25 protein-coding genes and 1 pseudogene are annotated in these 26,144 nt (G+C 62.3%); 8 read left to right on the top strand and 18 right to left on the bottom strand.

The window, feature by feature from the left end; genetic code table 11:
- Positions 1-27 precede the first annotated feature (27 nt).
- Positions 28-765 carry an SIMPL domain-containing protein gene (locus C1T17_RS07110; protein ID WP_411269217.1) on the bottom strand — a complete coding sequence of 246 codons (738 nt, stop codon included), beginning with the start codon at positions 763-765 and terminating at the stop codon, positions 28-30.
- Between the two features lie 149 nt (positions 766-914).
- Here C1T17_RS07110 and C1T17_RS07105 point away from each other — a divergent pair, with 149 nt between their 5' ends.
- On the top strand, positions 915-2,690 hold the full coding sequence (locus C1T17_RS07105; RefSeq protein ID WP_104952847.1) for an ABC-F family ATP-binding cassette domain-containing protein: 1,776 nt from the start codon (positions 915-917) through the stop codon (positions 2,688-2,690).
- Positions 2,691-2,826: 136 nt separating this feature from the next.
- Here the strand turns inward: C1T17_RS07105 and C1T17_RS07100 are convergent, their stop codons facing one another.
- From C1T17_RS07100 to recO, 6 genes are read right to left on the bottom strand one after another with little or no spacing between them, the layout of a single operon-like run.
- Entirely contained in the window at positions 2,827-3,363 is a 537-nt protein-coding gene (locus C1T17_RS07100) for a GNAT family N-acetyltransferase (protein ID WP_104952846.1), read from the bottom strand.
- A complete protein-coding gene (locus tag C1T17_RS07095; RefSeq protein WP_104952845.1) occupies positions 3,360-4,166 on the bottom strand; it encodes a LysR family transcriptional regulator in 807 nt (268 codons plus the stop codon). Before C1T17_RS07095 ends, C1T17_RS07100 begins: the two co-directional genes overlap by 4 nt.
- Entirely contained in the window at positions 4,163-4,561 is a 399-nt protein-coding gene (gene apaG / locus C1T17_RS07090; protein ID WP_104955059.1) for a Co2+/Mg2+ efflux protein ApaG, read from the bottom strand. The genes C1T17_RS07095 and apaG overlap by 4 nt, the downstream gene beginning before the upstream one ends.
- A gap of 31 nt (positions 4,562-4,592) precedes the next feature.
- Positions 4,593-5,801, bottom strand: a complete 1,209-nt coding sequence (metZ, locus tag C1T17_RS07085) for an O-succinylhomoserine sulfhydrylase (protein ID WP_104952844.1) — start codon at positions 5,799-5,801, stop codon at positions 4,593-4,595.
- Positions 5,802-5,825: 24 nt separating this feature from the next.
- Complete coding sequence (gene leuB, locus C1T17_RS07080; protein WP_104952843.1) at positions 5,826-6,869, bottom strand: 3-isopropylmalate dehydrogenase; 1,044 nt, start codon at positions 6,867-6,869, stop codon at positions 5,826-5,828.
- A 49-nt stretch (positions 6,870-6,918) separates the two neighbouring features.
- On the bottom strand, positions 6,919-7,653 hold the full coding sequence (recO, locus tag C1T17_RS07075) for a DNA repair protein RecO (protein ID WP_104952842.1): 735 nt from the start codon (positions 7,651-7,653) through the stop codon (positions 6,919-6,921).
- Between the two features lie 161 nt (positions 7,654-7,814).
- On the opposite strand from recO, the gene C1T17_RS07070 reads away from it, so the two are divergent.
- A complete protein-coding gene (locus tag C1T17_RS07070) occupies positions 7,815-8,231 on the top strand; it encodes a DUF4279 domain-containing protein (RefSeq protein WP_104952841.1) in 417 nt (138 codons plus the stop codon).
- Positions 8,232-8,339: 108 nt separating this feature from the next.
- On the opposite strand, the gene asd is transcribed toward C1T17_RS07070, so the two are convergent.
- Positions 8,340-9,191: an archaetidylserine decarboxylase gene (gene asd, locus C1T17_RS07065; protein WP_104952840.1), complete on the bottom strand. Its 852-nt coding sequence runs from the start codon at positions 9,189-9,191 to the stop codon at positions 8,340-8,342.
- Between the two features lie 254 nt (positions 9,192-9,445).
- Here asd and C1T17_RS21225 point away from each other — a divergent pair, with 254 nt between their 5' ends.
- Positions 9,446-9,646: a hypothetical protein gene (locus C1T17_RS21225; protein WP_189338534.1), complete on the top strand. Its 201-nt coding sequence runs from the start codon at positions 9,446-9,448 to the stop codon at positions 9,644-9,646.
- A 400-nt stretch (positions 9,647-10,046) separates the two neighbouring features.
- Here C1T17_RS21225 and C1T17_RS07055 read toward each other — a convergent pair whose 3' ends face one another.
- The 10 genes from C1T17_RS07055 to C1T17_RS07010 all read right to left on the bottom strand — a co-directional run bounded on the left by C1T17_RS07055 (position 10,047) and on the right by C1T17_RS07010 (position 20,723).
- Entirely contained in the window at positions 10,047-11,681 is a 1,635-nt protein-coding gene (locus C1T17_RS07055) for an ABC-F family ATP-binding cassette domain-containing protein (RefSeq protein WP_317617069.1), read from the bottom strand.
- A gap of 224 nt (positions 11,682-11,905) precedes the next feature.
- Positions 11,906-13,825, bottom strand: coding sequence for an excinuclease ABC subunit UvrC (gene uvrC / locus C1T17_RS07050; protein WP_104952839.1), 1,920 nt, complete (start codon positions 13,823-13,825; stop codon positions 11,906-11,908).
- 298 nt (positions 13,826-14,123) lie between these two features.
- The gene (locus tag C1T17_RS07045; protein ID WP_104952838.1) at positions 14,124-14,729 is read right to left on the bottom strand and encodes a F0F1 ATP synthase subunit B; all 606 of its coding nucleotides are present in this window, start codon (positions 14,727-14,729) and stop codon (positions 14,124-14,126) included.
- Positions 14,722-15,216, bottom strand: a complete 495-nt coding sequence (locus tag C1T17_RS07040) for an ATPase (protein ID WP_104952837.1) — start codon at positions 15,214-15,216, stop codon at positions 14,722-14,724. The genes C1T17_RS07045 and C1T17_RS07040 overlap by 8 nt, the downstream gene beginning before the upstream one ends.
- Positions 15,217-15,299: 83 nt before the next feature.
- The gene (locus C1T17_RS07035) at positions 15,300-15,527 is read right to left on the bottom strand and encodes a F0F1 ATP synthase subunit C (RefSeq protein ID WP_104952836.1); all 228 of its coding nucleotides are present in this window, start codon (positions 15,525-15,527) and stop codon (positions 15,300-15,302) included.
- 42 nt (positions 15,528-15,569) lie between these two features.
- Positions 15,570-16,328 (bottom strand): F0F1 ATP synthase subunit A, encoded by a 759-nt coding sequence (locus C1T17_RS07030; protein WP_189338533.1) that lies wholly within the window; start codon positions 16,326-16,328, stop codon positions 15,570-15,572.
- Between the two features lie 77 nt (positions 16,329-16,405).
- Entirely contained in the window at positions 16,406-16,723 is a 318-nt protein-coding gene (locus C1T17_RS07025) for an AtpZ/AtpI family protein (RefSeq protein WP_104952834.1), read from the bottom strand.
- 165 nt (positions 16,724-16,888) lie between these two features.
- Positions 16,889-17,290 (bottom strand): YdbL family protein, encoded by a 402-nt coding sequence (locus C1T17_RS07020; protein ID WP_104952833.1) that lies wholly within the window; start codon positions 17,288-17,290, stop codon positions 16,889-16,891.
- Positions 17,287-17,475 carry a YnbE family lipoprotein gene (locus C1T17_RS07015; protein WP_104952832.1) on the bottom strand — a complete coding sequence of 63 codons (189 nt, stop codon included), beginning with the start codon at positions 17,473-17,475 and terminating at the stop codon, positions 17,287-17,289. Before C1T17_RS07015 ends, C1T17_RS07020 begins: the two co-directional genes overlap by 4 nt.
- Positions 17,472-20,723 carry a YdbH domain-containing protein gene (locus C1T17_RS07010; RefSeq protein WP_104952831.1) on the bottom strand — a complete coding sequence of 1,084 codons (3,252 nt, stop codon included), beginning with the start codon at positions 20,721-20,723 and terminating at the stop codon, positions 17,472-17,474. Before C1T17_RS07010 ends, C1T17_RS07015 begins: the two co-directional genes overlap by 4 nt.
- 117 nt (positions 20,724-20,840) lie before the next feature.
- Here C1T17_RS07010 and C1T17_RS07005 point away from each other — a divergent pair.
- From C1T17_RS07005 to C1T17_RS06985, 5 genes and pseudogenes are all read left to right on the top strand, one after another.
- Positions 20,841-21,398 (top strand): annotated as a pseudogene (locus C1T17_RS07005) (JAB domain-containing protein); the annotation flags it as partial.
- A gap of 449 nt (positions 21,399-21,847) precedes the next feature.
- A complete protein-coding gene (locus C1T17_RS07000; RefSeq protein ID WP_223262843.1) occupies positions 21,848-22,828 on the top strand; it encodes a tyrosine-type recombinase/integrase in 981 nt (326 codons plus the stop codon).
- Positions 22,825-24,171, top strand: coding sequence for a YhcG family protein (locus C1T17_RS06995; protein WP_104952828.1), 1,347 nt, complete (start codon positions 22,825-22,827; stop codon positions 24,169-24,171). The genes C1T17_RS07000 and C1T17_RS06995 overlap by 4 nt, the downstream gene beginning before the upstream one ends.
- Positions 24,164-24,934, top strand: a complete 771-nt coding sequence (locus tag C1T17_RS06990; protein WP_104952827.1) for a hypothetical protein — start codon at positions 24,164-24,166, stop codon at positions 24,932-24,934. Before C1T17_RS06995 ends, C1T17_RS06990 begins: the two co-directional genes overlap by 8 nt.
- 41 nt (positions 24,935-24,975) lie before the next feature.
- Positions 24,976-26,139 (top strand): hypothetical protein, encoded by a 1,164-nt coding sequence (locus tag C1T17_RS06985; RefSeq protein ID WP_223262842.1) that lies wholly within the window; start codon positions 24,976-24,978, stop codon positions 26,137-26,139.
- Positions 26,140-26,144 lie beyond the last annotated feature (5 nt).

Genomic DNA, 26,144 nt, shown 5'->3' with positions numbered 1-26,144 from the left:
AAAGCAGGCTTACCGGCCCAAGATGACCTAGCGTTCCAGTGCGTATTGCACGGTGAGTGTCACCGCAGCGGAGACTTGGCCGGGTTCGACGGGAGTCGGTGCAGCCTGTAAGGAGACTTTCATGCGATCGGCCGCGAACGCCAGCGGACGCATACCGCCGCTATTGCTCTCGCTGATCGAGACCAGACGCGCGGAACGGAAGCCTGTTTGCTGGGCGTAGAAGTCCGCTTGTGCCTTTGCGGTCTTGAGCGCAGCGCCGCGCGCCTGCACATGCAGTGGTGCGGGATCGTCTATCGAAAAATTGGGGCCGTTGATGCTGGTCGCACCCGCGGCCACCATCCGGTCGAGCAAGTCGCCGACCTTCGATACATCGCGCAGGGTGACGCTCAATTGGTTCGCGGCTTCGTAGCCAATGAATTTTGGCGGCGACTGCGATCCGTTGGGATTGCGGCCGCTATAATCATATTGCGCATTGAGGCGGAGGCCGCTGGTCTGGATGTCCTTCTTCGGGATGCCCGCCTTGGTGAGCGCCGCGATCAGGCTCGTCATCTTCTCGGCATTGTCCGACATAGCCTGCTTCGCCGTCATCGCGCGCGTCTCGACGCCCGTGCCGACGGTCGCGACGTCGGGCGTCGCTTCCACGGTTTCGGTGACATTGAGCGTCACGACCGGCGCAGTCTCGGTGAGGTTCACCTGTGTTTGCGCATGTGCCGCCGTCGTCAGCAGCAACGCGGGGAGGATTAGGGGGGCGAACTTCATGAGCATTTTCTCCAGTGCAAGCGGGTCGGCAAACGCCCTGTATGTCGTGGCGGTTCCGAAACCATCTGTTCATGATCTATGACAGGACGGTGTGAATGCGCGATGACTGGCGGCACCCCTTGCCTCACGGCGGTTCAAGCCCTAGCTGCACCGGCATGGCGGCACCTATACTCAGTTTCGAAAATCTTGGTCTCAATCAGGGCAGCGGCTGGCTGTTCAAGGGGCTGGACATACAGGTCGGGCAACGCGACCGGCTGGCGCTGATCGGGCGCAACGGCGCGGGCAAGACGACGCTGTTGAAGCTGCTTGCCGGCAGCATCGAGGCGGATCAAGGCACGCGATCGATCGTGCCGGGCAAGCATGTCGTGATGCTGGAGCAAGATCCGGATGTGCGGGCCTTCGCGACGCTGCATGATTTCGCGCTATCTGGCGAGTTCGCGCCGGAGCCGCATGAGGTCGAGGCGATTGCCGATCAGTTGGGCGTCGACTTGTCGCGCGAAGCGGCCACCGCGAGCGGCGGCGAGCGGCGGCGGGCGGCGATCTGCCGTGCGCTCGCGAGCGAGCCGGACCTGCTGCTGCTGGACGAACCGACCAACCATCTGGACATCGCCGCGATCGACTGGCTGGAGAGCTGGCTCAACCGTTACAATGGTGCGTTCGTGGTCATCAGCCATGACCGGACCTTCCTGACGCGGCTGACGAAGCAGACACTCTGGCTGGATCGGGGCAGCATCCGGCGCGCGGAGATCGGCTTCGGCGGGTTCGATTCGTGGATGGAGCAGGTTTACGCCGAGGAAACGCGCGCGGCGGAGAAGCTGGATGCGAAGTTGAAGATCGAGGCGCACTGGCTGGAGCGCGGCGTGACGGCGCGGCGCAAGCGCAATCAGGGCCGCTTGTCTAAGCTATATGAAATGCGCGAGCAGCGCGCCGCGATGGTCGGACCGCAGGGGATCGCCAAGCTGGCGATGGCGAGCGATGGAAGCAAGACCAAGAGCGTCATCACTACGGCGCACGCGACGAAGCGCTTTGGCGACCGCACGATCATCGACGATTTCAGCATCCGCATCCAGCGCGGCGACCGGATCGGTATCGTCGGCGGCAATGGCGCGGGCAAGACGACATTGCTCAAGCTGCTGACGGGCGAGATCGAGCCGGATAGCGGCATTGTGACGCTGTCGAAGACGCTGGACATGATCTTCATCGACCAGCAGCGCAGCCTGATGGCGCCGGAGAAGCGCGTGCGCGAAGTGCTGGCAGAAGGTGGCGACTGGATCGACGTGCGCGGCGTGCGCAAGCATGTGCATGGCTATTTGAAGGAGTTCCTGTTCGATCCGTCGCTGGCCGAGGCGAAGGTTGGGACGTTATCGGGTGGCGAGCGATCGCGGCTGTTGCTGGCGCGGGAATTTGCGCGGGAGTCAAACCTGCTGGTGCTGGACGAGCCGACCAATGATCTCGACTTGGAGACGATGGACCTTTTGCAGGAAGTGATCGCCGATTATGACGGCACGGTGCTGATCGTCAGCCATGACCGCGACTTCCTCGACAAGACAGTAACGATGACGCTGGGGCTGGATGGCTCGGGCGAAATCGACATTGTGGTGGGTGGCTATCAGGACTGGATGAAGCAGCGGAAAGCGCGCAACGCGCCTAAGGTTGCGAAGAAGGTTGAGGCGGCTGCGCCTGTTGCACCTGCGCCGAAAGTCGTGAAGTTGACGTATAAGGATCAGCGGGATTACGAGCTGCTGCCGCGCCGGATCGAGGAGATCGAAGCGGCGATTGCGCGGGACGAGGCGGCGTTGGCCGATCCGGCGTTATATGTGAAGAACCCGGACAAGTTCGCGAGCCTGACCGAGGCCATCGATCGGGCGCGGGCGGAGAAGGACGCGGCGGAGGAGAGGTGGCTGGAGCTGGCGGAGAAAGTCGGAGGCTAGGACCTCCACTACCCCACCTCCGTTCGCCCTGAGCTTGTCGAAGGGTCTGCTGAGCGCAGGCGAAGCAGCTTCACTGCGTTCAGCTTGACCCTTCGACTTCGCTCAGGGCGAACGGATTATAGGAAGCGTGACATCCTCACCGCGCTGCATTCCACTCATCCTTGAGCAGCCCGAAGATCAGGCTGTCTCGGACGCCCAGATGCGTTTCCCATTCTGCACGCAGGCGGCCTTCCTCTCGGAAACCGAGGCGCCGCAGCAAACCGATCGAAAGCACATTGTCAGGATCGACATCGGCGAAGATGCGACGCGCGTCTTTCTCGTTGAACAAATAGTCGACAACGCCTGCGACGGCCTCGCGCGCGTAGCCACGACCCCAAAGGTCGCGGCGCAGGAGGTAGCCGATTTCCCACACACCGGGACGGCGCATCCCCGCACCGACGCGGCCAATCGCATCCTCACCGTTGGAGGTAATCGCCCAGGCGAGCCAGTCGTCGCCATAGCCGCCTTCAGGATTGATGTAGGCGCGGGTTTCCTCGACGGTGGCGTGCGGCCCGCTTGACCACCATGTCATCAGATCGGGATCGGAGAAGGCAGGGAACAACGCTTCCGCATCAGAGGGCAGAAGAGGACGGAGCATCAGCCGGTCGGTGGTGAAATGCTCCGGTGCGATCATGGTGCCTCACTGCCTTTCAGGGCTTCAACGAGCGCCTTCACCTTCTTTTGTCGCCACTGGGGAAGCGGCGCGACGAGCCAGTAACCGCGTGCGGATTCGACGGGTTCGCCGACTTGGGCAACGCGGCCCTCGGCTATGTCGCGGCTGGCGAGAAGGAGCGGCACGGTCGCACGGCCAAAGCCGTTCGCCGCCGCCTCGATGGCAAGGCCCGCATCGGCAACGCGCATGAAGGGATCGGCCTCCCCCGCTTCGGGCGATCCGGGCCAGTCGATGAGGCGATCCGAACCGCCCTGCGGCGCTTCCACCGTGACGAAAGCCGCAGTGCCGACGCGAACGCCTTCATGCTCGCCGGGGCCGTCGGTGAGGCGCAAAGCAAGGTCGAGATTGGCTTCAGTGAAATCGAGAATATCGTCGGCAGCGACCAGCGAGAAATGCAGATCGGTCTGACCCTGCGCATATATGGCTAGCTGCCCCTGGAGCCATTTCGCGGTAATGTCGCGTGGCGCGGCGATGGTGAGCGACAGGCTGGACTGGCCGACCTGCATCGCGCGCACCGCTTCCTCGAACATCAGGAAGCCGGACCGGAGCGCATCAAGGCCCGCTTCGGTCTCGGGCGTGAGTTCGAGGCCCTTGGGCGTGCGGCGGAAGAGGACCACGCCCAGCATGTCCTCCAGCGCGCGAATTTGCTGACCGACGGCCGCAGGCGTCACCGCGAGCTCATCGGCGGCGCGCGTAAAGCTCAGATGCCGCGCGGCGGCATCCAGCACGCGCAGGCCATTCAGGGGCAGGTGCGTGCGTTTCATTCGGCGATGGCTGGGGCGATCAGAGGAAATTCCGGAATGGCGATATCGAATGTCTCGCCGCTGACGCCGACCATATGGTAGCTGCCCTTCATGGCGCCCGTCGGCGTCTGAAGCGGGCAGCCGGACACATAGTCGTAGGATTTGCCGGGTTGCAGCACGGGTTGCTCACCGACGACGCCTTCGCCCTCGACATGATGCTGCGCGCCGCGCCCGTCTGTGATGAGCCAGCGGCGCGTGAGAAGCTGGACAGGCGACGTCCCCTCATTCTCCAGGCGGATGTGGTAGGCCCAGAACCAGCGGCCACGATCCGGCTCGGACTGCTCCGGCAGGAAGCTGACCGACACGCGCACGGTGATGTCGTGCGTGGTCGAGGCAAAGGGGAACAGCGATTTCACGCCCCCAAAATCACCCAGAGGCCGCAGACAGTCAACGGCCAATCGACTTCAGTGCCTGATCGAGATCAGCGATCAAATCCTCGGGATCTTCGAGACCGACGTTGATGCGCAGCATATCCTCGGTGATGCCGACTTCCAGCCGTGCTTCTTCCGCCATGCCATAGTGCGTGGTCGATGCCGGATGCGTCATCAGCGAGCGGGAATCGCCGATATTGTTACTGATGTCGATAAGCTGCAAACCGTTCAGCAGGCCGTGCGCCCCTGCCCTGCCGCCGCCGGTGTAGAGCGAGAAGATCGGTCCGGCCATGTCCATCTGCCGCATGGCGAGATCGTGCTGCGGGTGGCTGGGGATGCCGGGATACATGACGCGATCCACGCGGCTTTCGAGGAAATTGGCGACCTTGATCGCGTTCTCGCTCTGGCGGCGGATGCGCAGGTCGAGCGTTTCCAGGCCCTTCAAGACCACCCACGCATTGAACGCGCTGAGTGTCGGGCCGGTGTTGCGGTGGAACGGCAGTAGCGTATTGAGGATGAAATCTTCCGAACCGCAGATTGCGCCGGCGAGGACGCGGCCCTGCCCGTCCATCATCTTCGTGGCGCTATAAGCGACGACGTCTGCGCCGAAATCCATCGGGCGCTGGAGCGCAGGCGTCGCGAAGGCATTGTCCACGACCGAGGTGATCCCGTGCGCCTTGGCGAGCCCGCAGACGGCCGCAAGATCCACCACATCCATCGTCGGATTGGCGGGCGTTTCGAAAAAGAAGACCTTCGTATTCGGGCGGATGGCGGCTTCCCATGCGGAAAGGTCGCGCGCGTCTACGGTCGTCGTCTCTATCCCGAATTTGGGCAGCAGCGTATCGGTGAGCCAGCGGCAGGAGCCGAACAGCGCCTTGCCCGCGACGACATGATCGCCCGCGGAAAGCTGGCAGAGCAGCGCTGCCGTCATCGCGGCCATGCCGGTCGTGGTGGCACGGCAGGCTTCCGCCCCTTCCAGCAGTGCGATGCGCTTTTCCAGCATCTCGACCGTGGGGTTTTGCAGGCGGCTGTAGGTCATCCCCTGCTGATCGCCCGAGAACCGTGCAGCGGCATCCTCTGCGCGGTCGTAGGAATAGCCAGAAGTCAGGAACAGAGCTTCGGAGGTTTCGCCCCATTCCGAACGCGCAGTGCCGCCCCTTACCGCGAGCGTAGCGGGCCGCCAGTTGGCGGTGATCTTGGGGTCTTGGCCGCTGTGCCGTTTCATGGCGTGTCTTTCCGTTCTATCTCGTCAAAGTGCAGCGAGGACCGCGTCGCCGATCTGCGCCGTGGTCATCGTGCCGCCAAGATCAGCGCCGCGTGCGCCGCCGGCCAACGCCTTCGCCACCGCCGCTTCGATCCGGTCCGCCTGCGCGGGCAACCCAAGCGAGTAACGCAGCATCATCGCGGCGGAAAGAACCGCTGCCAGCGGATTGGCCTTGCCCTGCCCGGCGATATCCGGCGCGCTGCCGTGGATGGGTTCGTACAGGCCCTTGCCCGCGCTGTCGAGCGAGGCGGAGGCGAGCATACCGATGGAGCCGACGCACATGCTCGCCTGATCGGAGAGGATATCGCCGAACAAATTGCCGGTCACGATCACATCGAACTGGCCGGGATTGCGCACAAGCTGCATCGCGGCGTTGTCGACATACATGTGCGTGAGCGCCACGTCGGGATAGTCCACCGCCGTCTCGATCACCACGTCGCGCCAGAGTTGCGAGGTTTCGAGCACGTTCGCCTTGTCGACCGAGCAGAGCTTGCCACGGCGGGCCTGCGCCGTGCGGAACGCGGAATGGGCGATGCGGCGGACTTCGCTTTCGCTGTACGACATGATGTCATAGCCTTCGCGCTGGCCATCGGCGGTCTTGCGCATACCCTTTTCGCCGAAATAGACGTCGCCGTTCAATTCGCGGACGATCATCAGGTCGATGGCGGAGGCGATTTCCGGGCGAAGCGTGGAGGCATCGGCAAGTTCGGGAAACATCTTGGCAGGGCGCAGATTGGCGAACAGCGTCAATTCCTTGCGCAGGCCAAGGATCGCCTGTTCGGGACGGAGGTGACGCTCCAACGCATCGCAGTCCGGGTCGCCGACCGCGCCGAACAGAATGGCGTCTGCGCGGCGGGCGAGGTCCAGCGTTTCAGGCGGCAGCGGATGGCCGCTGGCCTTGTACGCCGCGCCGCCAACCAAGGCTTCCTCATAGGTCAAGCCGTCAATGGCAAGCGCATCGAGAACGCGCCGCGCCTGCGTCGTGACTTCCGGTCCGATCCCGTCCCCCGGCAACAGCGCAACCAGCATTCCTAAGGCTCCCTCTATCTGTGGGGCGCAGATGCAGGAAGCGCGCGCGTCACGCAACCGCTCTTTTCAGCCGCTCCACGAGGCGTTCGCGGGCGGCGAGCACGTCACGGCGGCGGTCGGTCAGGATCGAGCGTTCGAGAAAATGGCCGGTGAGCACCAGGCCATTCAATATATCGGGCCACTCCGCCTGCCCGCCTGCGGTGAGGAACGGGGGCAGCGAGAGGAGGCGGGCTTCATAGCCGGTGGCAGCGGCGGTGCTGACAGCGGCGGCGCTCTTGGGGCTGACATAAGTGAGATCGCCGCGCGCGCCGGTGACCGTGCATTGGTCAAGATCAAGACCGAAGCCAAGTTCCGTGAGCAACAGTAATTCGTAACGAACGAGCGCGACAGCCCAGCCGCGCGCGGCGGGCGCGGCTTCGATAGCGGTCAGCACCCCGTCCAGCGCCTGATGAAGCGCGGGATAGGCGTTCTCCTCGGGCAACGCCGCGGCGGTGAGCGCGCATGTCCAATCTATCGCGGCGGCAGGCAGCGGCTCGCCAATAAGCGGTGCGCGGCTGTGGATCATCTCGACGGTGAGACTGGCAAGTTGGTCCGGCGTGCGCGCGCGATACTCGGCCTGCACGATGTTGCCGGGCTGCAGGACAGGCCGCACCTGCCGCGACCGCCCGCCCCGCACATAGCCGGAGACGAGCCCATGCTGCGGTGTCATAGCCCGCACGACCGCACCATGCTCGCCATGATGGCGAACGGCGCAGATTATCGCGGGGGTGGTGAGGTGCGGCATTGTTGCCGGAGTGTAGCTTATGTGCAGCGCTGGGGTAATGGGCTAGGAAAGTGGAATGTCTTAGATGGGTGGGGAGCGGAACGTCCGGTATTGGGCTGAGCATCGGAGATAGCTGCCGCTGAATGGCTTCCCGCTTGCGATAATGCGGGGTAGGAAAGGCGATGGATAATCTACAACGAGCCAGCGTATCTTTGTTGATCGACGAGGATGATCTCGTCCCATCAGAAATTACAGCCCTGTTGGGTGCAGAGCCACGCTTGGGGGTTGCGAAAGGCGAGAAATTTCTTGGTAGCCACGGAAAATGTACCGAAGCGAGCACTGGAAAGTGGCAGCTTGGTGGTGACTGGAACACTCCTGTCGATCTCAATGACCAAATATCAACGCTGTTAGCAAGGCTGACGGATGACCTCGAAGTATGGAAATATCTTACTGCGCGCTACCACTGCTACATGAGTGTTGGCGGATATTTCGTTGATTGGACCGGCGGGATCACGTTGGCTCCTCAGACCTTAGGCGCACTATCGGCGCGCGGGCTTGCCATAGATTTTGACCTCTATGCCCACACTGCCTCCGAATAATTTCCCGAAGTCCGCTTTTGGCATCAAGGCTAGATAAGCAGAGCGACCAAAATTGGTCGAGGCCAGAAGATGGTAATCGAAGTAGGCAAGGCAGAGCCTAGAAATTGCTTAGACAAGGCGATCGCCCATCCGCTCGCCAAGGCGCACTTGCCGCTCCGGCTTCCAGTCTTTGTTGAAGGCAATGGTGCCCGGCTTGAATAGCATCACGATCGTAGAGCCGAGAAGAAAGCGGCCCATCTCCTCACCCTTATTGAGCACTATGGCTTGATCAGCATATCTCCATTCGGTCGCTCTATTAGTGCGCCTGGGATTGACGATGCCGTGCCACACTGTTGCCATGCTACCGACGATGGTGGCCCCGACCAGCACCATCACGAACGGCCCGTGTTGCGCCGACTCGAACACACACACGACACGTTCGTTGCGCGCGAACAGGTTCGGCACGCCGCGCGCGGTGATCGGATTCACAGAGAACAGTGCACCTGGTACGTAGATCATGCGCGTGAGCGTACCGTCGCAGGGCATGTGCAGACGGTGATAATCCTTGGGTGACAGATATAAGTTAGCGAAGCTTCCGTGACGGAAGTTGGCAGCGAGGGCATTGTCGCCGCCAACTAGTTCGGTAGTGGTAAAGCGATGCCCCTTGGCCTGTAGGATGTGGTGATCGTCGATGGTGCCGAGCTGGCTAATCGCACCATCCACAGGGCAGACGAAATCCGCATCCGCCAAAGGACGAGCGCCGACTTTGAGCGGACGCGTGAAGAAGTCATTGAAGCTCTTGTAGCTGACGATGTCCGCATTTTCCGCTTCGGTCATGTCAACGCGGTACTTGCCCACGAACCAGCGAATTAGCCGGGTCGTGATTGCGCCCCCTCGCGCTCCCGCGATGCGTCCGGCAAAAACGGTCAAATGCCGCTTGGGGAGCAGATATTGGAGCAAGACTTTGAAGCGATCAAACATTGTGGACCTCGACCCGTAGAGAGCGCGGCAATAGCGTCATGGACCTACAAGATCGCGCTTCCGGGTAAGGTCCGTTCGACGACGCTCGAACTGCCAAAAACGCGTCTGCCGCCATATTAGCCGAACGTCTGCTCCTGGGAATGAAAAATGGCGGCATCAACGTAGCCTAAGGGTCGGTTGTGCCCGGCTCGCTCTTTCCGCCCGAAAACGGACGGGCTACTGTCGCGGCGTTCAACGCCCAGGCACCATGCCGAATGACCATCGAGGGTGGAGACCCGCCTTTCATAGTCGTGCTTCTCAGGCCCAAGATCCCGCACGGTTCGTCCGTCGAAATGAAGATCATCAAAGGTGTCGAACCCGTCGAAGTGATCGATAGAAAGGTCGGCAACGGATTAAAGTTCGGCAAGCCGCACGTTTACCGCCATGCGCCGGCTCCCATCCTGTTCCAGCCTTAAGCCTCGCCACGCGAGAACACCGGCGCAGGATGGGCAGAACAAGATTTCTAAAGCAGGGTCAGCCTTACCAACGCGGCGGAAGCTCGATGTCGGACCCGTGATGCTGATCCTGCCACCTTCGAAGTCGTATGCCCAAAGTGCACCGTAGCGATGGCAAAGCGTGCAGTTGCAGGCTGTGAGCCCGGATCGCCGGCCAACGTCCAAGCTGACTTCTCGCAATGGCACGATCCTTTAAGCAAGCAGGCAGCTCCAGCTATAAATCACATCTATGGCAGCGCCGCTGAATGTCTGCAATCGGGCGCCAGTCGCCGGAATAGCAGACGGCCGGCTGCTGAAGAGGGGAAATCGCATGTTAAACGGCCGGCATGGGTCGTTTTGGCTTGCGGCCCTCGTGCATTCGTCATGCTCCAGCGATATCTATGGTTCGCTGAATACTGATGGCGTCAAGGAAACGCTGTTCATGGCTGACAACGATCAGCGCGCCGTCAAATGCTCTAAGCGCCTGTTCCAGCGTCCCCATCGAGTCTAGATCAAGATGATTGGTCGGCTCATCAAGAATCAGCAGCCACGGCGGCTGCCGTCCAGAAAGCGCAGCCGCCAATCCTGCACGTAGGCGCTCGCCGCCTGAGAGGCTGTCAACGATCCGATGGGCATCGCGGTTTCGGAAGGCGAAGCGTGCACAAGCCGCATAGATTGCCTCGTCGTTCAGCGTCGGGTGGAGACAGCGCATATTGCCAATGATCGTGTTCTGTTGGTTGAGCAGGCCGACATGTTGGTCCAGCATAGCTATCCGATCGCGCCGTCGTCGTACAATACCGGTGGCGGGTACCAAATCCCCGACTGCCAAGCAGAGGAGGGTCGACTTGCCTGCGCCGTTCGCGCCGCTTATCGCTACGCGTTCAGGGCCGTGGATGGAGAACGTCCAAGGGCCTAAGCGGCGGACGCCGACATCGACAGTCGCATCTTCCATGGCGAGCACTTCGGCCTGCGAGGGCATTTCGGCCGCAGGCAGAGCGATGGCGAGGGGAGTAAGTATTTCAATCCGGGCACGTGCCACATCCCTCGCATGAGCTGCTTGGTCTATCTGCCGCTCGGCAAGGCGCCGGGCGTTGCCGCTGCTATTTTCCGCCCGCTCAGCCTGTGCGCCAAGCAGGATTTTAGGTTCCGGTCGCTTGGCCGCAAAAGCATGTCCTGCTTTGTCGCGTCGGTCCTTGGCCTCCCTCGCAGCCTGGGTGGCGAGACGAGTGAGGCGCAACGCTGCGTCCGCGCGGTCAAGTTCTGCCTCCGCCCGCGCGTGTTCGGCGTCACGCGCGGCGGAGAAGGCCGACCAGCCACCGCTGACGATGCGGATCTCGACCGGGTTGAGTTCGACGATGCGGTCCATGCGTTCGAGCAGCGCGCGATCATGACTGACGACCAGCGCCCCACCGGACCACGCCATCACCAGTCGCTCGATCGCCGCGCGACCTTCGCAGTCAAGATTGTTGGTCGGCTCGTCGAGCAGTAACAGGTCGGGTCGTTCGATCGCCAGGCGCGCTATGCCGATGCGCGTTCGTTCGCCGCCCGAGAGGCTTCCCATCGGTCGTTCGAGATCCACCCCTGGCAGCCCGATATCGGCAAGCGCGGTCTCGACTGCGGCTGGAAGGGTCCAGTCGACCGCGTCGAAGTCCGCAGCGGTTCCGTCGCCTCGCTCGAGGCGCGCGTGGATCGCCATGGCTTCGGCAATTCCGAGCGAGGCGGCTATTACATCCTCGTCGCGCCAATCCTGGACGAGCCTACCTGCTGTGCCGCTGCGAGAGGCGCTCCCAGTGGAGGGTGCGATGTCTCCCGCCGCGATGCGAAGCAGTGTCGACTTGCCTGACCCGTTTCGCCCGACAAGACCGATGCGTTCAGCGCCGACCGAAAGTGTCAGGTCGTGGAAAAGGGTGCGGCCATCAGGAGTGGCAGCGGAGAGACTGGAGAATGTGAGATAGCTGGACATGGTCACCGCGAGGAATGGAGGAAGCAGGGCAAGGGGCGCTGATCGTCCGATCATCCATGGTGGTAGGTCCTTCTTGTAGCGGCAGCGTTATAGGTGAGTTCGACACGCGGCGCTACCTCTCAACGGTGCCATCGGCTTTTATGACCCGGCTTGTGGAGAGGCGGACGATGAGCGGAATGTCCGATACCAGGAGGCCAACATTAAGCGCTAAATGACTTGCTTGGGTCGCTCACCGCCGTACCGTACCCACCTATTCGGGAGAGCAGATATCCCACCCCTCAACCATGGAAATAATCATACACCTGCTGCGCCACCGCCTTCGACACGCCCGGCGCTTTCTGCAAATCCTCCAGTGCCGCGCTCTTCACTGCCTTTGCAGTGCCGAAGTGCATCAGCAGCGCCTTTTTGCGCGCGGGGCCGATGCCTGGCACCTCATCTAAAGAACTGACGGTGATCGCCTTGCTGCGTTTGTCGCGGTGGGCGCCGATGGCGAAGCGGTGGGCTTCGTCGCGCAGGCGCTGGAGGTAGAAGAGCACGGGGTCATTGACCGGGAAGGTGATTTCGCGGCCGTCGAGCATGTGGAAGACTTCGCGGCCTTCGCGGCCATGATGCGGGCCTTTGGCGATGCCGATCAGCGTCACGTCCTCGACGCCCATTTCCTCCAGCGCATTGCGGGTGGCGCTGAGTTGCCCCTTGCCGCCGTCAACGAAGACGAGGTCGGGCCATTCACCGGTTTCGCGATCAGGGTCTTCGCGCTGGGCGCGGCCGAAGCGGCGTTCGAAGACTTCGCGCATCATCGCGAAATCGTCGCCGGGTGCGGTGTCCGGGTTCTTGATGTTGTATTTGCGGTAGGCGGATTTGCGGAAGCCCTCCGGTCCCGCGACGATCATCGCGCCGAGCGCATTCGTGCCCTGAATGTGGCTGTTGTCATAGACTTCGATGCGGTTCGGGATCGCCTCCAGCCCGAAGGCTTCGGTCATGTCGCGCAGCACCTTGGTCTGCGTCGTGGTTTCGGCGAGGCGGCGGTCTAGTGCTTCGACGGCGTTGCGCTGCGCCTGCTTGATGAGGCGGGTGCGGTCGCCGCGCTGGGGCATTTCGATGCGGACGCGGGAGCCGGCTCGCTCGGTCAGCGCCTGCGCGATGAGTTCGCAGTCGGCGGGTTGGCGGTCGGCGAGAATGAGCCTGGGCGGCGGCACTTCTTCGTAAAATTGCGCCATGAAGCTGGCGAGGACTTCGGCTTCCTCGACTTCGGCGGTGTGGATCGGGAAGAAGCTGCGGTGGCCCCAGTTCTGGCCGCCGCGAATGAAGAACGCCTGTATGCACATCGCGCCGTTCTTGGTCGCGAGCGCGAAGATATCGGCATCGCCCAAGCCTTCGGCGTTGATCGCCTGCGACCCTTGGATGAAGGTCAGCGCTTTCAGCCGGTCGCGGATGACGGCGGCCTGTTCGAAATCCATCGCGTCGGACGCGGCCTGCATCGCGGTGCCCAGCTTCTGCTGCACCTTGGTCGATTTGCCGCCGAGGAAATCCTCTGCATCCTGCACCAGTTCGGTGTAGGCATCGGGGGTGATCCGCTCGACGCAGGGGGCCGAGCAGCGGCGGATCTGGTATAGCAGGCAGGGGCGCGAGCGGTTGGCGAAGAAGCTGTCGGTGCAGCTTCGCAGCAGGAACAGCTTTTGCAGCGCATTGATCGTGCGGGTGACGGAGCCTGCGCTGGCGAAGGGGCCGTAATATTTGCCGACTGCCTTGCGCGCCCCGCGATGCTTCTGAATGCGCGGATAGGTATGATCTTCGCGCAGGAGGATGAAGGGGAAGCTTTTGTCGTCGCGGAGGAGGACATTGTACGGCGGGCGGAAGCGCTTGATGAGTTGCGCTTCAAGGAGCAGCGCCTCGGCCTCGCTGTTGGTGGTGACGATGGTCATCGAGCGAGTTTGCGAGACCATGCGTTGCAGGCGGCGGGGGAGCCGATCGACCTGCGTATAGTTGGTGACGCGATTGCGGAGGGCGCGGGCCTTGCCGACGTAGAGCACGTCGCCGCGTGCATCCTGCATGCGGTAGACGCCGGGGCGCGTGGGGAGCGTTTTCAGGACGTTGCGGATGGCTTCCACGCCCGCATCGATATCCGGCGTGTCGGAGCCGCGCACGGTGTAGCTGGCTTTGTCTTCGTTGAAACGGTCGGGGGACTGGGGCTGCGACATGTGGGGGAGATAGGGCAGCGGGCGGGGAGTTGCAAAGGTGCGGATACGTTTGTTTGTTATCCCCGTACTACCTCACCCTCGTTCGTCCTGAGCCTGTCGAAGGGCCCGCCTGAACGAAGAGAAGGTGCTTCGCTAGCGCTCAGCAGAACCCTTCGACAAGCTCAGGGCGAACGGAGTGAGAATGTGAACCAAGCGGAAAGGGAATGAGCAAGGCGAAACGGCGGATCAGGAATTCTGGCAACTAACGAAAAAGGCCGGGTATCACCCCGGCCTCTTCAATCCATCTTGGCAAGCAGGCTCAGACGACCGGGCCGAGAGCCTTGATCGCGCTGTCGATCATCGGCTTGTCCGCCTTCGCGTCGTGGCCCCGAGCGATCAGGGTAGCTGCGGCGGAGGTGGCGGCTTGCACTGCCTTGGCCCGGATGTCAGCGATGGCGGTGCGTTCGGCGGCGGCGATCTTGTCCTCGGCCATCTTCTGGCGGCGGGCGATCAGTGTCGCGGCGTTGGCTTCCGCGTCGCTGATGACCTGCTTCGCTTCTTCCTGCGCATGGGTGCGCATGGTTTCGGCGTCGCGGGTGATCGCCGCGAGCTTGCCCTCATATTCGGCCTTCAGCGCCTCGGCTTCGGCGCGCAGCTTGGCGGCTTCGTCGAGTTGCGCGCGGATGGCGGCGATCTTGTTGTCGAGACCGCGGGTTATCAGCGCAGGAACCTTCTTCCAGAGAAGGATCGCGATGAAGAAGGCCATTGCGAGGCTGACCCATGCGGTCGCGTCCAGCCCAAGCGCCTGCGGATCGGTGTGCGGCGCCACGCCTTCATGCGCGACGGTGCCGGCCGGCTCCAGACCTTCCTGGTGGATGGCCTCGTTCAAGTGCGGTGCTTCGGCATGTGGTGCGGACTCAGCCATGGACCAATGCTGCCTTTACTGTCTGGCGGGTCGCTTCGGCGTCGGGCGTCTTACCCGATACCTTTGCCACCATTTCCTGCGCCGCTTCGACGGCGACGGCTTCGATCTCGGTCATGGCCGAGATGCTGGCGGCGCGGATTTCTGCTTCAGCGGCGGCGATCTTGTCCGCGAGGACGGAGTCGCTGGCCTTGACGCGGGCTTCGGTTTCCTTGGCGCCCTGTGCTTTGGCTTCGGCCAGAAGATGCTGGGCGGCGGCGCGCGCGTCCGCATCCCGCTTGCGATAGTCGGCTTCGATCTCATCGGCGCGGGCGAAAGCCGCCTTTGCCGAGGCGAGATCGCCACCGATCTTCGCATCGCGCTGTTCCACGACGGCCTCGACCTTCGGCACCATGCCAAGACCGATGACGAAGAAGACGAAGCCGAACGTCAGCAACAACCAGAAGATCTGGGAGGAATAGGTTTCGGCAATCTGCGCGATTTGAGGCATGAGAACTCCGCCCGAATTATTTGGGGCATAACCGACCTTCCGCCTCCCCGGTCAGACCGGAAAGGCGGAAGGTCGTTCTATTGTCAGGCCACGAACACTAGGATCATGGCGATAACGAATGCCAGCAAGCCGAGAAGTTCGGCTGCGGCGAAACCGATGAACAGGCGGCCCTGCTGGCTGTCAGCGGCACCGGGATTGCGGAGTGCGCCTTCCAGGAACGAGCTGAACACGTTGCCCACACCGAGGGCGGCAATGCCTGCACCGATTGCGGCCAGACCTGCACCGAGCAGCTTTGCGGCTTCTGCGTCCATAATGATAACTCCTTTATTGAACTTGGATAAACGTAACGGAAATTAGTGAAGGTTGACGGCGTCGTTGATGTAGACCGAAGTCAGCAGCGCAAACACATAGGCCTGGATCACGGCGACCAGCATTTCGAGCGCGCTGATGCCGATCATCAGCACGAAGCTGGAGAGGCCGACAGTGACGCCAAGGCCAACGCCTGCATTGCTGCTGTTGATGACGAAGCCGGCGAGCACCTTGAGCAGAACGTGCCCGGCGGTCATCGCGACGAAGAGTCGCAGGCCAAGGCTGAACGGACGCACCATGAAGGAGATGAGTTCGATGAAGAACAGGGGCACCACCATCAGCGCGGGCGTGCCGCTGGGCACGAACAGCGAGAAGAAGTGGAAGCCATGCTTCCAGAAGCCGACAATCAGCACGATCGAGAAGCTGAGGATCGCCAATATGCCGGTCGCGGTGAAATGGCTGGTGAAGGTGAAGGGATGCAGGCCGAACAGGCCCAGCGGCAGAAGCCCGAGCAGGTTGGCGAGCAGGATGAACATGAACAGCGAGAAGACGTAGGGAATGAACGGCTTGCCGCCCTCTCCCACATTCGACATCAGCAGGTTACGGGCAAAACCCGTCATGCTCTCGACAGCGGCCTGCCAGCGACCGGGCACCAGTTCGCGCTTCATGCCGCCGATCATGAAGATCCACAGCACGACAGCCGCAGCGACCATATACAAGGCGCTGTTGGTGAAGGCGATATTGAAGCCGCCGATGGCCAGATGATCGGTCCCGAACAATGGTTCGATCGCGAACTGGTGCATCGGGTCAATTTTGCCGGATTGTGCCACGCGAAAGACCCCTGAAACCTTAGCTTGTACCTATGACAAGAGCGCCCTCATCACTTTGGACGCCCCGTCGAAATTCGTATGATATTCCTGAAGGCCACGACGATCCCCATGAAGAGGAACACCAGCAGGAGCCAGGGGGTAGTGCCGATCAGCCGGTCCAAGACCCAGCCGATTACCGCACCGCCGACAAGACCGCCGATCAGTTCCGCCAGCACCCGGTTGCCCATGCGGGTTCCGTCGTCGGCCCGCTGTTCCGTGCTGCCAATCCTGACCTTTTCGTCGTGTTCCGCGCGTGCCAGCCGCTTTTGTAGCGACGTGATCCGTGCATCTTCCCCGACAGGGTCTTCCACGGGTCCGTTGTCAGCCATCCTAACCTCCTGAACCGCATCATCTATGAGCGGCACAAGATGGCCATGAACGCCAGACGCTGCACCCGTCAAGGCGCGGCCCGTTTAGAAAGGGTGTTCCTTCAAGTCAACCGTAGTTGAAGGCGCTTGGTCGGCGCGGCGGCAAAGCCGCTCCGTGAAGCCCGATCAGCCCGCCGTTGCGCAGTAGCTGGGAAGCGCAATCGCCCCTGCGCCCTTGGTTTGCCACGCTCCTGTGCCGATGCGATATGCCTGGCCGGACTTCACGCGATTGGCGAGCGTCTGGCAGCCGGTGGCCGCGGCGACGTCCGCAACTGTCACGCCGCGCTTGCCCGCAAGGTCGGTATAAGCGGCGCGGCGCTTGATGTTGATCGAATCGACTTCGGACCGGATATCGGCCGAGACCGAACCGGCGATGCCGAGATAGCCGTCCGACTGTTCGCCCACGGCCCCGCTGGCGATTGCGCCTGCTACGGCACCCGATTGCGCGCGCGCGGGCGCGGTAAGGGCGAGGCCGGTGGTGAGCGCGATGGCAGCGCCGGCGGCGAGAAGGAAGAATGTGCGTGTCATTGTGGGAACAACTCCGGGTTATTCTGGATAAGATCCTGTGCGTCACGTTGCAGGCGCACGACCACTTCCTGCTGCACCTTCACATTGAGGTTGATTTCGATCGGCTTGTCCGGCGCGCGCACTTGTATGCAGCCCGCAACAGACAGGCCGGTCAGGCCCAAGGCAATGATGCTGTGTGTCTTCATTTATTGTCCTTCGTTACGCTCTTGTCGCTTTCGGCAGGCTGAACGGCAACCCCTATCGAAGTTTTCGGCGCAACGGTCGTGACGGGCGCATATTGATCGCCCAGATTGTTGCGGATGAGGCCGCTTGGATCGACGAAGGATTGCGCGCTGTTGAGCAGGCCGCGGAATGGCGCTTCGATGCGGATGTTGAAGAGGAACGGCAGGCCGATGAAGCTGCGCGCGATACCGGCGGGCGCGTCGCCGAGCTTGCCGCGATTGACGCCGTTGAAGGACACCTGCGTCACCAGTTCGCCATCAAGCGCACCGTCCATCAGGATGGTGAGGCACTTATATTGCAGGTTCTTGAGCGCATCGAAGGCCATCTTGCCGAACACGCCAAGCTGTTCGTTCGACACTGGCCCGACATAAGCGAGCGTGCCGCCCTGCAGCGCGGGATCGCAGGTGATGCTGAGATCCTTCGTGCTGGAGAGGACAAGCGGCGCGCGGCCGATCTGCCGCGCGGCCAGCACGCCGCCGACGATTCGCCCGCCGCTCTCGTCGAACACCATCGGGAGCAGGCCGTCATAGGTGCCGGTGGCCGATATGTTTTCCAGCTCTAGCGTCTGGATGAAGGCCCCGGCGTCGAGGCCGACGACGCGGAACGCAAGGTTGCGGGGCTTGTCGGCACTGAAGTCCATCGTGGTGGGCAGCAGGCTCAGTTGCCCGCCCGCGAACGGCCATTCGCCGCCTTCGATTCGCATCTGCTGGTTGGGCAGGAGTTGGTAGCGGATTTCGCCCTGGGTCACTTCGATGCCGGGATTGACGCTCTTCACTCGGGCAAGCTGTCCGGGCGCGGAGACGAGGCCGACGAGATCGGTGAAATGCAGATTGCCTGACAAACCGGTGACGGGTCCGAACGCAGCGGCGAAATCAAGGTTGTCGGTGCGGAAGTCACCGTCGCTGGTGACGTTGCTGCCGGTCCAGCGGACCTGCCCCTTACCGGTAACGGTGCCGCGCGCATTGGCGACGACGCCGAGTGCGAGGCGCGTGAGCATTTCGGGCTGGAGGTTCTGCGCAAAGGTGATGCCGGGAACGTCGAGATCGGCCCTGCCCTGCCCTGTTCCCAGCGCGTGAATGATGTCGGTGCGGGCGACGAGTGCGCCGGTCTTCGGTTCGAGGAGGCTGCCCTTTGCCGTGATTCGATTGTCACGCAGCGCAAGGGTGAAGTCGCGGCTGATCAGCGGTTCGAACCTTCCCGGCGTCTGCGCATCCGTCAGCGTCAAATTGCCGTTCACGCTGAGCGTATTGGCGGCGTAGTTCCAGCGGCCCGCCGCGTCGCCCACGAGCAGCGGCACTGCGCCGATCCGCCCGCTGGCGTTGGCCATGGTGCCGGACAGGCCGTGCGCGTCGATCTTCCCGGCGAAGGCGGCCGCGCCCAGTCGGACCGGCGACTGCGCGGTGCCAAGCAGAAGCAGCGCGTTATCCAGGGCGAAGCTGCGAGCGGCCAGCGAACCGCGGAAACGATCAGCAGACAAGCGCATATCGCTACCGCCCAGCTTTCCGTCGAGGCGCAGCGCATTGATCCGCGCCCCGCCCGACACGCCCGACGGTCCGTAAGCGAGCAACGCACCGCTTTCCGGGCAGAGTGATGCGCGAGTCGCACCGAGCGTAAGGCTGCCATATTTCAGGCTGGCGAGGCTGATGGGCGTGCAGCGGGCGTTGACGGTGAGCGTGCCGTTAGCGGCGACTTGCCCGTCGATCGGCAGGACGAGGTCACGGATCGCACCCCCGCTCAACGGACCCGTGAGACGCATCTGCGTGGCGAAATGCGTTGCGCCTGCGGGGGCCGCGGAGAAGCGGACGGTTTCGAGCGCAAGGCTCGCACCTGGCGCCGTGTAGGGGTCCATGAACAACTGGCCGCCGAAGCCGCCGCTGGCGCGCTGCGCGAGGCGGAGCGCGGCGGTGGGAAGTCCGCCGCCGCCCAGGGTGACGCTGCCGTTCAACGCCCAGTTCAGGCCGCCACCCGGCTTCGGCCAGCCAAGAGTCACGCGGCTGTCCTGACCAAGGCCCGCGCGCACGCCGCTGCGGCTGGTGAAGTCTGCGGCAGTGAGCGTGGCCGATCCCACGCCTGCTTTCTGGAGGACGCTAAAGCTTGCCTGTATGCGGTTGTCGCGGCCCGCTGCGGTAACGGCGTCGGTCAGGCGGACGGCGAGCGGCGCGACGGGCGTGCCTGCAGTGGCGGCGCGTACTCCGGCGAGGCGATCGGGTCCGGTCAGCGCCAGCCGCGCTCCGGACAGAGCGCCGTTGAGTTGCGCGTCGGCCCCTGCGACGGAGTAGGCTCCGGTCAGTTCGGTGCGCGCGAGGCGGACGGTGCCTTGGTCGAACGCTGCTGCGGCAAGCCTGATCTGGCCTTGCGTCCGCCTTGCGTCGCTGTCGAGCGCGATGCGGCCATTGGGCTTTACCAGCGTCAGGCCAGCTGCCTTTGCGGAAAAGGCGTTGATGTCGACATGGCCGGTCCAATGGTCGAGCGTGGCGGACAGGGTGACATCGGGGGTGAAGACCGGTTGCGCGATGCCGATGCCGAGATCCTTGCAGCCCAGAGCCGCGCCGCGCACTGGTCCCTGCAATTGTGGGCGGCCCTCGCGGATGGCGATGTTCAGCCACGCGCTGGCGTTGGTAAGGCCGCAGCCCGCCATTGCGAGTTGCGGGGCCATGGCAGCAAGCTTGCCCCGAAAGCCGGAACGCAGATTTCCATCGCCCTCCAGCTTCAGGCCAAGCTGTCCATAGTCGGTGTCGAGCCGCATCCGCGCGTCGCGCAGGCCGAGCGCAATGTCGGGCAGGCTGAAAGGCGCAGTCGAATCGGTGGCGCGCAGCCGGTCGACTTCGCCGAGGGTGAGAATGCCCTTGTGCAGCGCGCCCATCATCCGGACGCCGCCTGCGCGGACGGCAACGACGTGAGGCGACAGTCCGGAGAAGGACAAGTCGATCTCCGCCCATTCCGCGGTCAGGTCCGGTCGGCCCGGATCGCCCAGCACGAGGTTTTCGATCCGTTGCGTGCGCAAACCGATTTTCACGATCTGATAATCGGCGCGGACGCCGCGCGCCATCAGTTCGCGGGAAATGAAGTTTTCGGCAATCGGCTGCCTTTGCGTCCAGAGGGCGAGCAGCAGCAGGACAAGCAAGCCGGTGACGACCATCGCCCAGCGTAGTAACGCGCGACGGCGGGCGGGGCGCGATTCGATCGCTTCGTCCCCAATGTCACCGTCCATCCCTGCGCAACCCCGGCTGTTCTCTACGCTGTTATGTACAACCCGTAACGCATGAACAACGTCTGACCACAGGGAAATATCCTTGCGAGGCAATAAGCCGCTCTCTACGCCAGACGCATGAGCGAAGGCGACGCACCGGCAGGCCCGGCACATGACGGCATCGGCCACCGGGCGCGGATGCGGGAGCGGATGCGGGACGGCGGGCCGAATGCGCTGCTGGATCATGAGCTGATCGAGTATCTGCTGGCGCTGGCGATTCCCAGGCGGGACACCAAGCCATTGGCCAAGGCGCTGCTGCGGCGGTTCGGCGGGATCGGCGGTGTACTGAGCGCGGACTGGAAGGCACTGGAGCGCGAACCGGGCATGGGCGAGACCAGCGTCGCGGCGATCAAGATCGTGCAGGCGGCGACCTTGAGGTTGCTGAAATCACAAGTCGTGGAACAGCCGGTGCTGTCGAACTGGGAAGCGCTGCTCGATTATCTGCGCGCCGACATGGCGTTCCTGAACGTGGAGCGCGTGCGCGTGCTGCATCTCAACAGCCGCAACATGCTGATCCGCGACGAACATATGGGCGACGGGTCGGTGGACGAAGCGGCGATCTACACCCGCGAAGTGATCCGCAAGGCGATCGACCTCGGCTCCACCGCGCTGATCCTGGTGCATAACCATCCCACTCGCTTCTTTTGATCACGCTGGATCACGCTGGATACCGCTGATTCACAACGCTTTTTGGGGTTGTCGTACAGTGGGATATCGTGGCATATTGGGGTCGGTTTTAGGGGGATCAAAGCCCTTTTTGACCCCAGTCGCCGACCCCACAAATCCGTCTGGCGACCCCACTAGGAAGCCGATGGAGAACCCCAGTGCCAAGCCTTACCGATGGAGAAATACGCCGCGCCCTGAAAGAGGTCGAACAGACCGGAAAACAGGTTAGCCTCGTCGATGGCGAAGGACATGGAACGGGGCGCCTCGTCCTTGTGATGAAGCCAATGCCAACCCGCGTCACGGCCGACTGGATGGCACAGCAGTGGCGCGATCAGAAACGCATCAAAAAGAAGCTCGGGTCATATCCTTCGATGCCGCTCAGCAAGGCGCGAGAGGTATTCAAGCGCGACTTCGCGGACATGATCCAGAAGGGCCGCAGCATCAAGATCGCCGGCGACACGCGGGCCGGCACCGTGGCTGATCTTTTCGAAGCGTATGTCGCCTATCTCAAGGACGCGGGAAAGCCCTCCTGGAAGGAGGCAGAAAAAGGGCTCAACAAGATTGCCGACACGCTCGGGCGGAATCGCCCTGCCCGCGACATCGAACCGGACGAGATCACGGCCATCCTCCGCCCCATCTATGAACGCGGCAAGCGCTCGATGGCGGATCATGTGCGAAGCTACATCCGATCGGCTTTCAGCTGGGGCCTGAAATCCGAGCACGACTATCGCTCGGTCTCCGCGCGTCGCTTCCGTCTGGTCTACAATCCGGCTGCGGGCATTCCGACGGAACCGAAGAAGGTCGGAACTCGCTGGCTGGACGAGGATGAGTTCCTCCGTCTTTACCGCTGGCTCGAATGCCCCGATGCCCCAGTGCATCCGCCATACACCCGCGCGGTCAGAATTCTGATGCTGACGGGGCAGCGTGTCGAGGAGATCGCACGCCTGCACGTCGATCAATGGGACGCGAAAGAACGCATCATCGACTGGTCGAAGACTAAAAACGGCAAGCCCCACGCGATCCCAGTGCCGACAGTTGCCGCGGAGCTCATCGAGTCAATCACACCCAACGCTCATGGCTGGTTCTTCCCCTCGGCAACGGATCCGTCCAAGCCAGTGAGCCACGGAACGCTCTATTCGTTCATGTGGCGCCAGCGAGATCGTGAGGTAATCCCATATGTGACAAACCGCGATCTGAGGCGGACATGGAAAACACTTGCTGGCAAAGCCGGCCTGTCCAAGGAGATTCGGGACCGCTTGCAGAACCACACTCTGCAGGACGTCAGCTCCAAGAGCTATGACCGATGGAACTACATGCCGGAGAAGCGCGCGGCGATGGCAAAATGGGATAAATTCGTCCGCGCCATGTTGGCCAAGAAGCGCATGAAGATGGCGGCATGAGTCGTCCACCTTCCAAACCTGCGCCTCGTCGCGCCAAGATCGACAAGCCTGCCGTTGAAATCGACGCGCAGACCTACGCGGCCTTCGTCGGCGATCTGAAAGAAAAGATCGCGGCGGCACGGCACCGGGCCGGCCTCTCGGTCAATCGCGAACTGGTCCTTCTCTATTGGACTATCGGCCGCGATATTCTGGGCCGGCAGGAGCGCGAGGGTTGGGGCGCCAAGGTGATTGACCGCCTCGCCGGCGATCTTGGTCGGGCTTTTCCCGAAATGACGGGCCTCTCAGCCCGAAACCTGAAGTACATGCGTGCTTTCGCCGAAGCCTGGCCCGATGGCGAATTTGTGCAACAGGTTGTTGCACTATTGCCCTGGGGCCATAACGTCCGCCTTCTCGACGCGGTCAAGGCTCGTGATGAGCGCGCCTGGTATGCCCGCCAAGCGATCGAGCACGGCTGGAGCCGTAACGTCCTAGCGCACCAGATCGGCAGCAATCTATTCACCCGTCAAGGCAGTGCGCTGACCAACTTCTCGCGGACCCTCCCCGCCGAGCAATCCGAGCTCGCCCAGCAGATTCTCAAAGACCCCTATACGTTCGACTTCCTCTCGCTCGGCCCTGAAATGCTGGAGCGCGATCTCGAGCGCGGCCTCATCGAGCATTTACGCTCGCTCATCCTCGAACTCGGCAAGGGCTTCGCCTTCGTTGGCAGCCAATACCATCTCGAGGTCGGCGGGCAGGATTATTACCTCGACCTCCTATTTTATCATCTGCGCCTTCGTTGCTTTGTGGTGATCGAACTGAAGATCGAGGACTTCAAACCCGAATTCGCGGGCAAGATGAATTTTTACCTGTCGGCCGTCGACGAGCAGTTGCGGCATCCGGATGACAAGCCAACCATCGGCATCATCTTGTGCAAGGGGCGCAACGAGGTGATCGTGGAATACGCCCTGCGAGACTCCAGCAAGCCGATGGGCGTCGCTCAGTATCAACTCTCCCATGCGCTCCCACCACAGCTCGAAGAGGATCTCCCGACCGTGGCGGAGTTCGCCAGGGAGTTCCCGCTGATGTCCGTGGTCAAGCTTCGCATCGAAATCGAACGCGCGGTCCGCGACCTCGCCTCTGAACGACGCGTCGTCTTTGATCGCCCTGTCGGCATCATGAACATGCTGCGCGACCTGCAACGGCACGGCCCGGTGCCCGCCAGCACCGAGCAGATGCTCGGCGCACTACGGGTCATGAACGAAGCCTCGCATGGCGTGGACGTCGACTCGGACGCTGCGAAACGGGCCATGGAAATTGGCGGGATCTTCCTTGCGGACCTCAAGGCATTAAACTCAGATGACTGAGACGCTCGACGAAGAAGCCATCGAGCGTCACAAACAGGCGCTGATCGAACCAGCCGCCACACTCTATGCCGTCCAGATAGTTTATGGAGATCAAGCCAAAGCGAAGTCGATGGCCGCCTACGGACGGCTGATCGACGCCCATATGCTTGCGACGGGCGCACTCGCCAGCGGCCTTCTGCGCATCAACGGCGCCGTAGTCGAGGGCGACCAGACCGCCTTTGAGCGCGATGCCCTGTTCGCCGCCTTCGTCATCGGCCTTGAGCCCTGCGAAAGAGCTATTGCCGAGGCGCGCTATCTGCAGGCGCACGCGATGCTGCGCCAGGAACTTGAGATCTTAGCGCAGCTCAAGGCAGTTGGTGCGAACCGGCGAAAGCCCAACGGCTCCCCGAATGTCGCGGCCCTCGAACAATCACTCGGCCGTCTCTATGGAGGACTTTCCGCTGCTGCCCATGTGTCCGGGGCCGACATCGTCCAGAGCGCAACCGCGTGGGTCGGTGAAATGGATGACCTGCCCGGCCCGACAAATATGACGCGCTATTTTCCGGAGACTGATGAGGGGCTGGCAAGAAGATCCTATGCCCTGCATATTTACATGATCCTCCGCCTGGTCGAAGAGTTGAGCGTTGATCTTGCCTCCCGGCACCAATCAGCGGCATTTACAGACACGGAGAACGAGGCGCTGAACCTAGCAATCGACCTAATGCGGGCAGAAGGAATGCTCGAAATCGTAACCGATACTACCGTCGTCCCTGATACTGATTAAATAATACACTACGCGTCGCTCGGTCGCTCGCCCGACGCATAATGATCGATCTGCTTGGGGGGCAAATGCCAGCAACTGCATTTTCAGTAAGGTTCGCGCGCGAACTCGATGTCGACCAGCTCGCGACCTTGATGATCGGCGTCCAACCAAGTCAGGACCAAGATGGGGCTGAAATTCTCAGCACGTTCGGCGATGCGATCCGCGCCGACATCCAATGCTCATCGTGTGGAAAATTCGGTGCTCACATCGTTCGTTCCGCAAGGTCGCGAGCGTCCAGGGCAATTCTCCGGCAAGCCCACTTCAGGTTTGTCGATCCCAACGGCGGCGACGCCCACCATCCGTTCTGCGAATTCCACGGGAACGATGAAACTCGTTCGACCCAAGATAGCCTCCTCGACTTCGGGTCGGAAAAAAGCGCGGAGACGAGGGCCATACGCCTCCTGGTATGCAAGGGCATTGAGCAAGGCATATTTGACCAGCGTCGTATCCGAGACATGCGGCAGTGGTTTTTCGATCTTAAATCCGCCACCCGCTTCACGGTATCGATGCCGCAGGAGGCGATTTCCTGGGCCCATGCACTTCAGCGCCATCCCCATCATCAGCGCTGGCAGTTCCACCCATCCCAAGCAGAGATGCCCGCCTTCGACTGGAAAGCCGCCGCAAAAAAGCAGTTCACCGAAGAGCACCTTCATCTGTTCGAACTGGTGAAAGGCGGATTGATTCCGTTCGAGGACGCGACGTGGCGACAGGCGAACGAACTCGCCCAGAAAAATCATGGGCGCGAGGTGTTCGACGTCACCAAGCTCCAGCCCTACTATGAGGCAGCGATCTCACTTTGCATCTTCGTCGCTGCGAACGGCGGCATCGGTTTCGGCAAGCGGCAGCCCGAAATTTATCGATGGAAAGGCGCGCCACCGGCGTTGCTTGCCCTATGCGCGCTGGTGCTCTTCGTCTCCGATTGGGACATGAACGCTGCAATAGCAGCCTTCGCAAGGCTGTTGTCCGCGCCGGAACCCCGCGACATCGCGCTCGGCAACGTCATCGGACTCAACCCTTTTCACGAGTACGGTGCGTGGCGCCTCGTCATCGCGTCCGCCGAGGTCGCCGCTAGGAGCCCAAACGGACTGGATTATACTGCCCGGCTCACCGCTATCGAAGCTGCACTACGCGAGCAACATCGGCAGTGGAAGGATCACCAGTCTTAGGGGCT

The organism is Sphingobium sp. SCG-1 (genome assembly GCF_002953135.1).
Lineage (GTDB): Bacteria > Pseudomonadota > Alphaproteobacteria > Sphingomonadales > Sphingomonadaceae > Sphingobium.
This window is presented reverse-complemented; position numbering and strand designations above follow the sequence as displayed.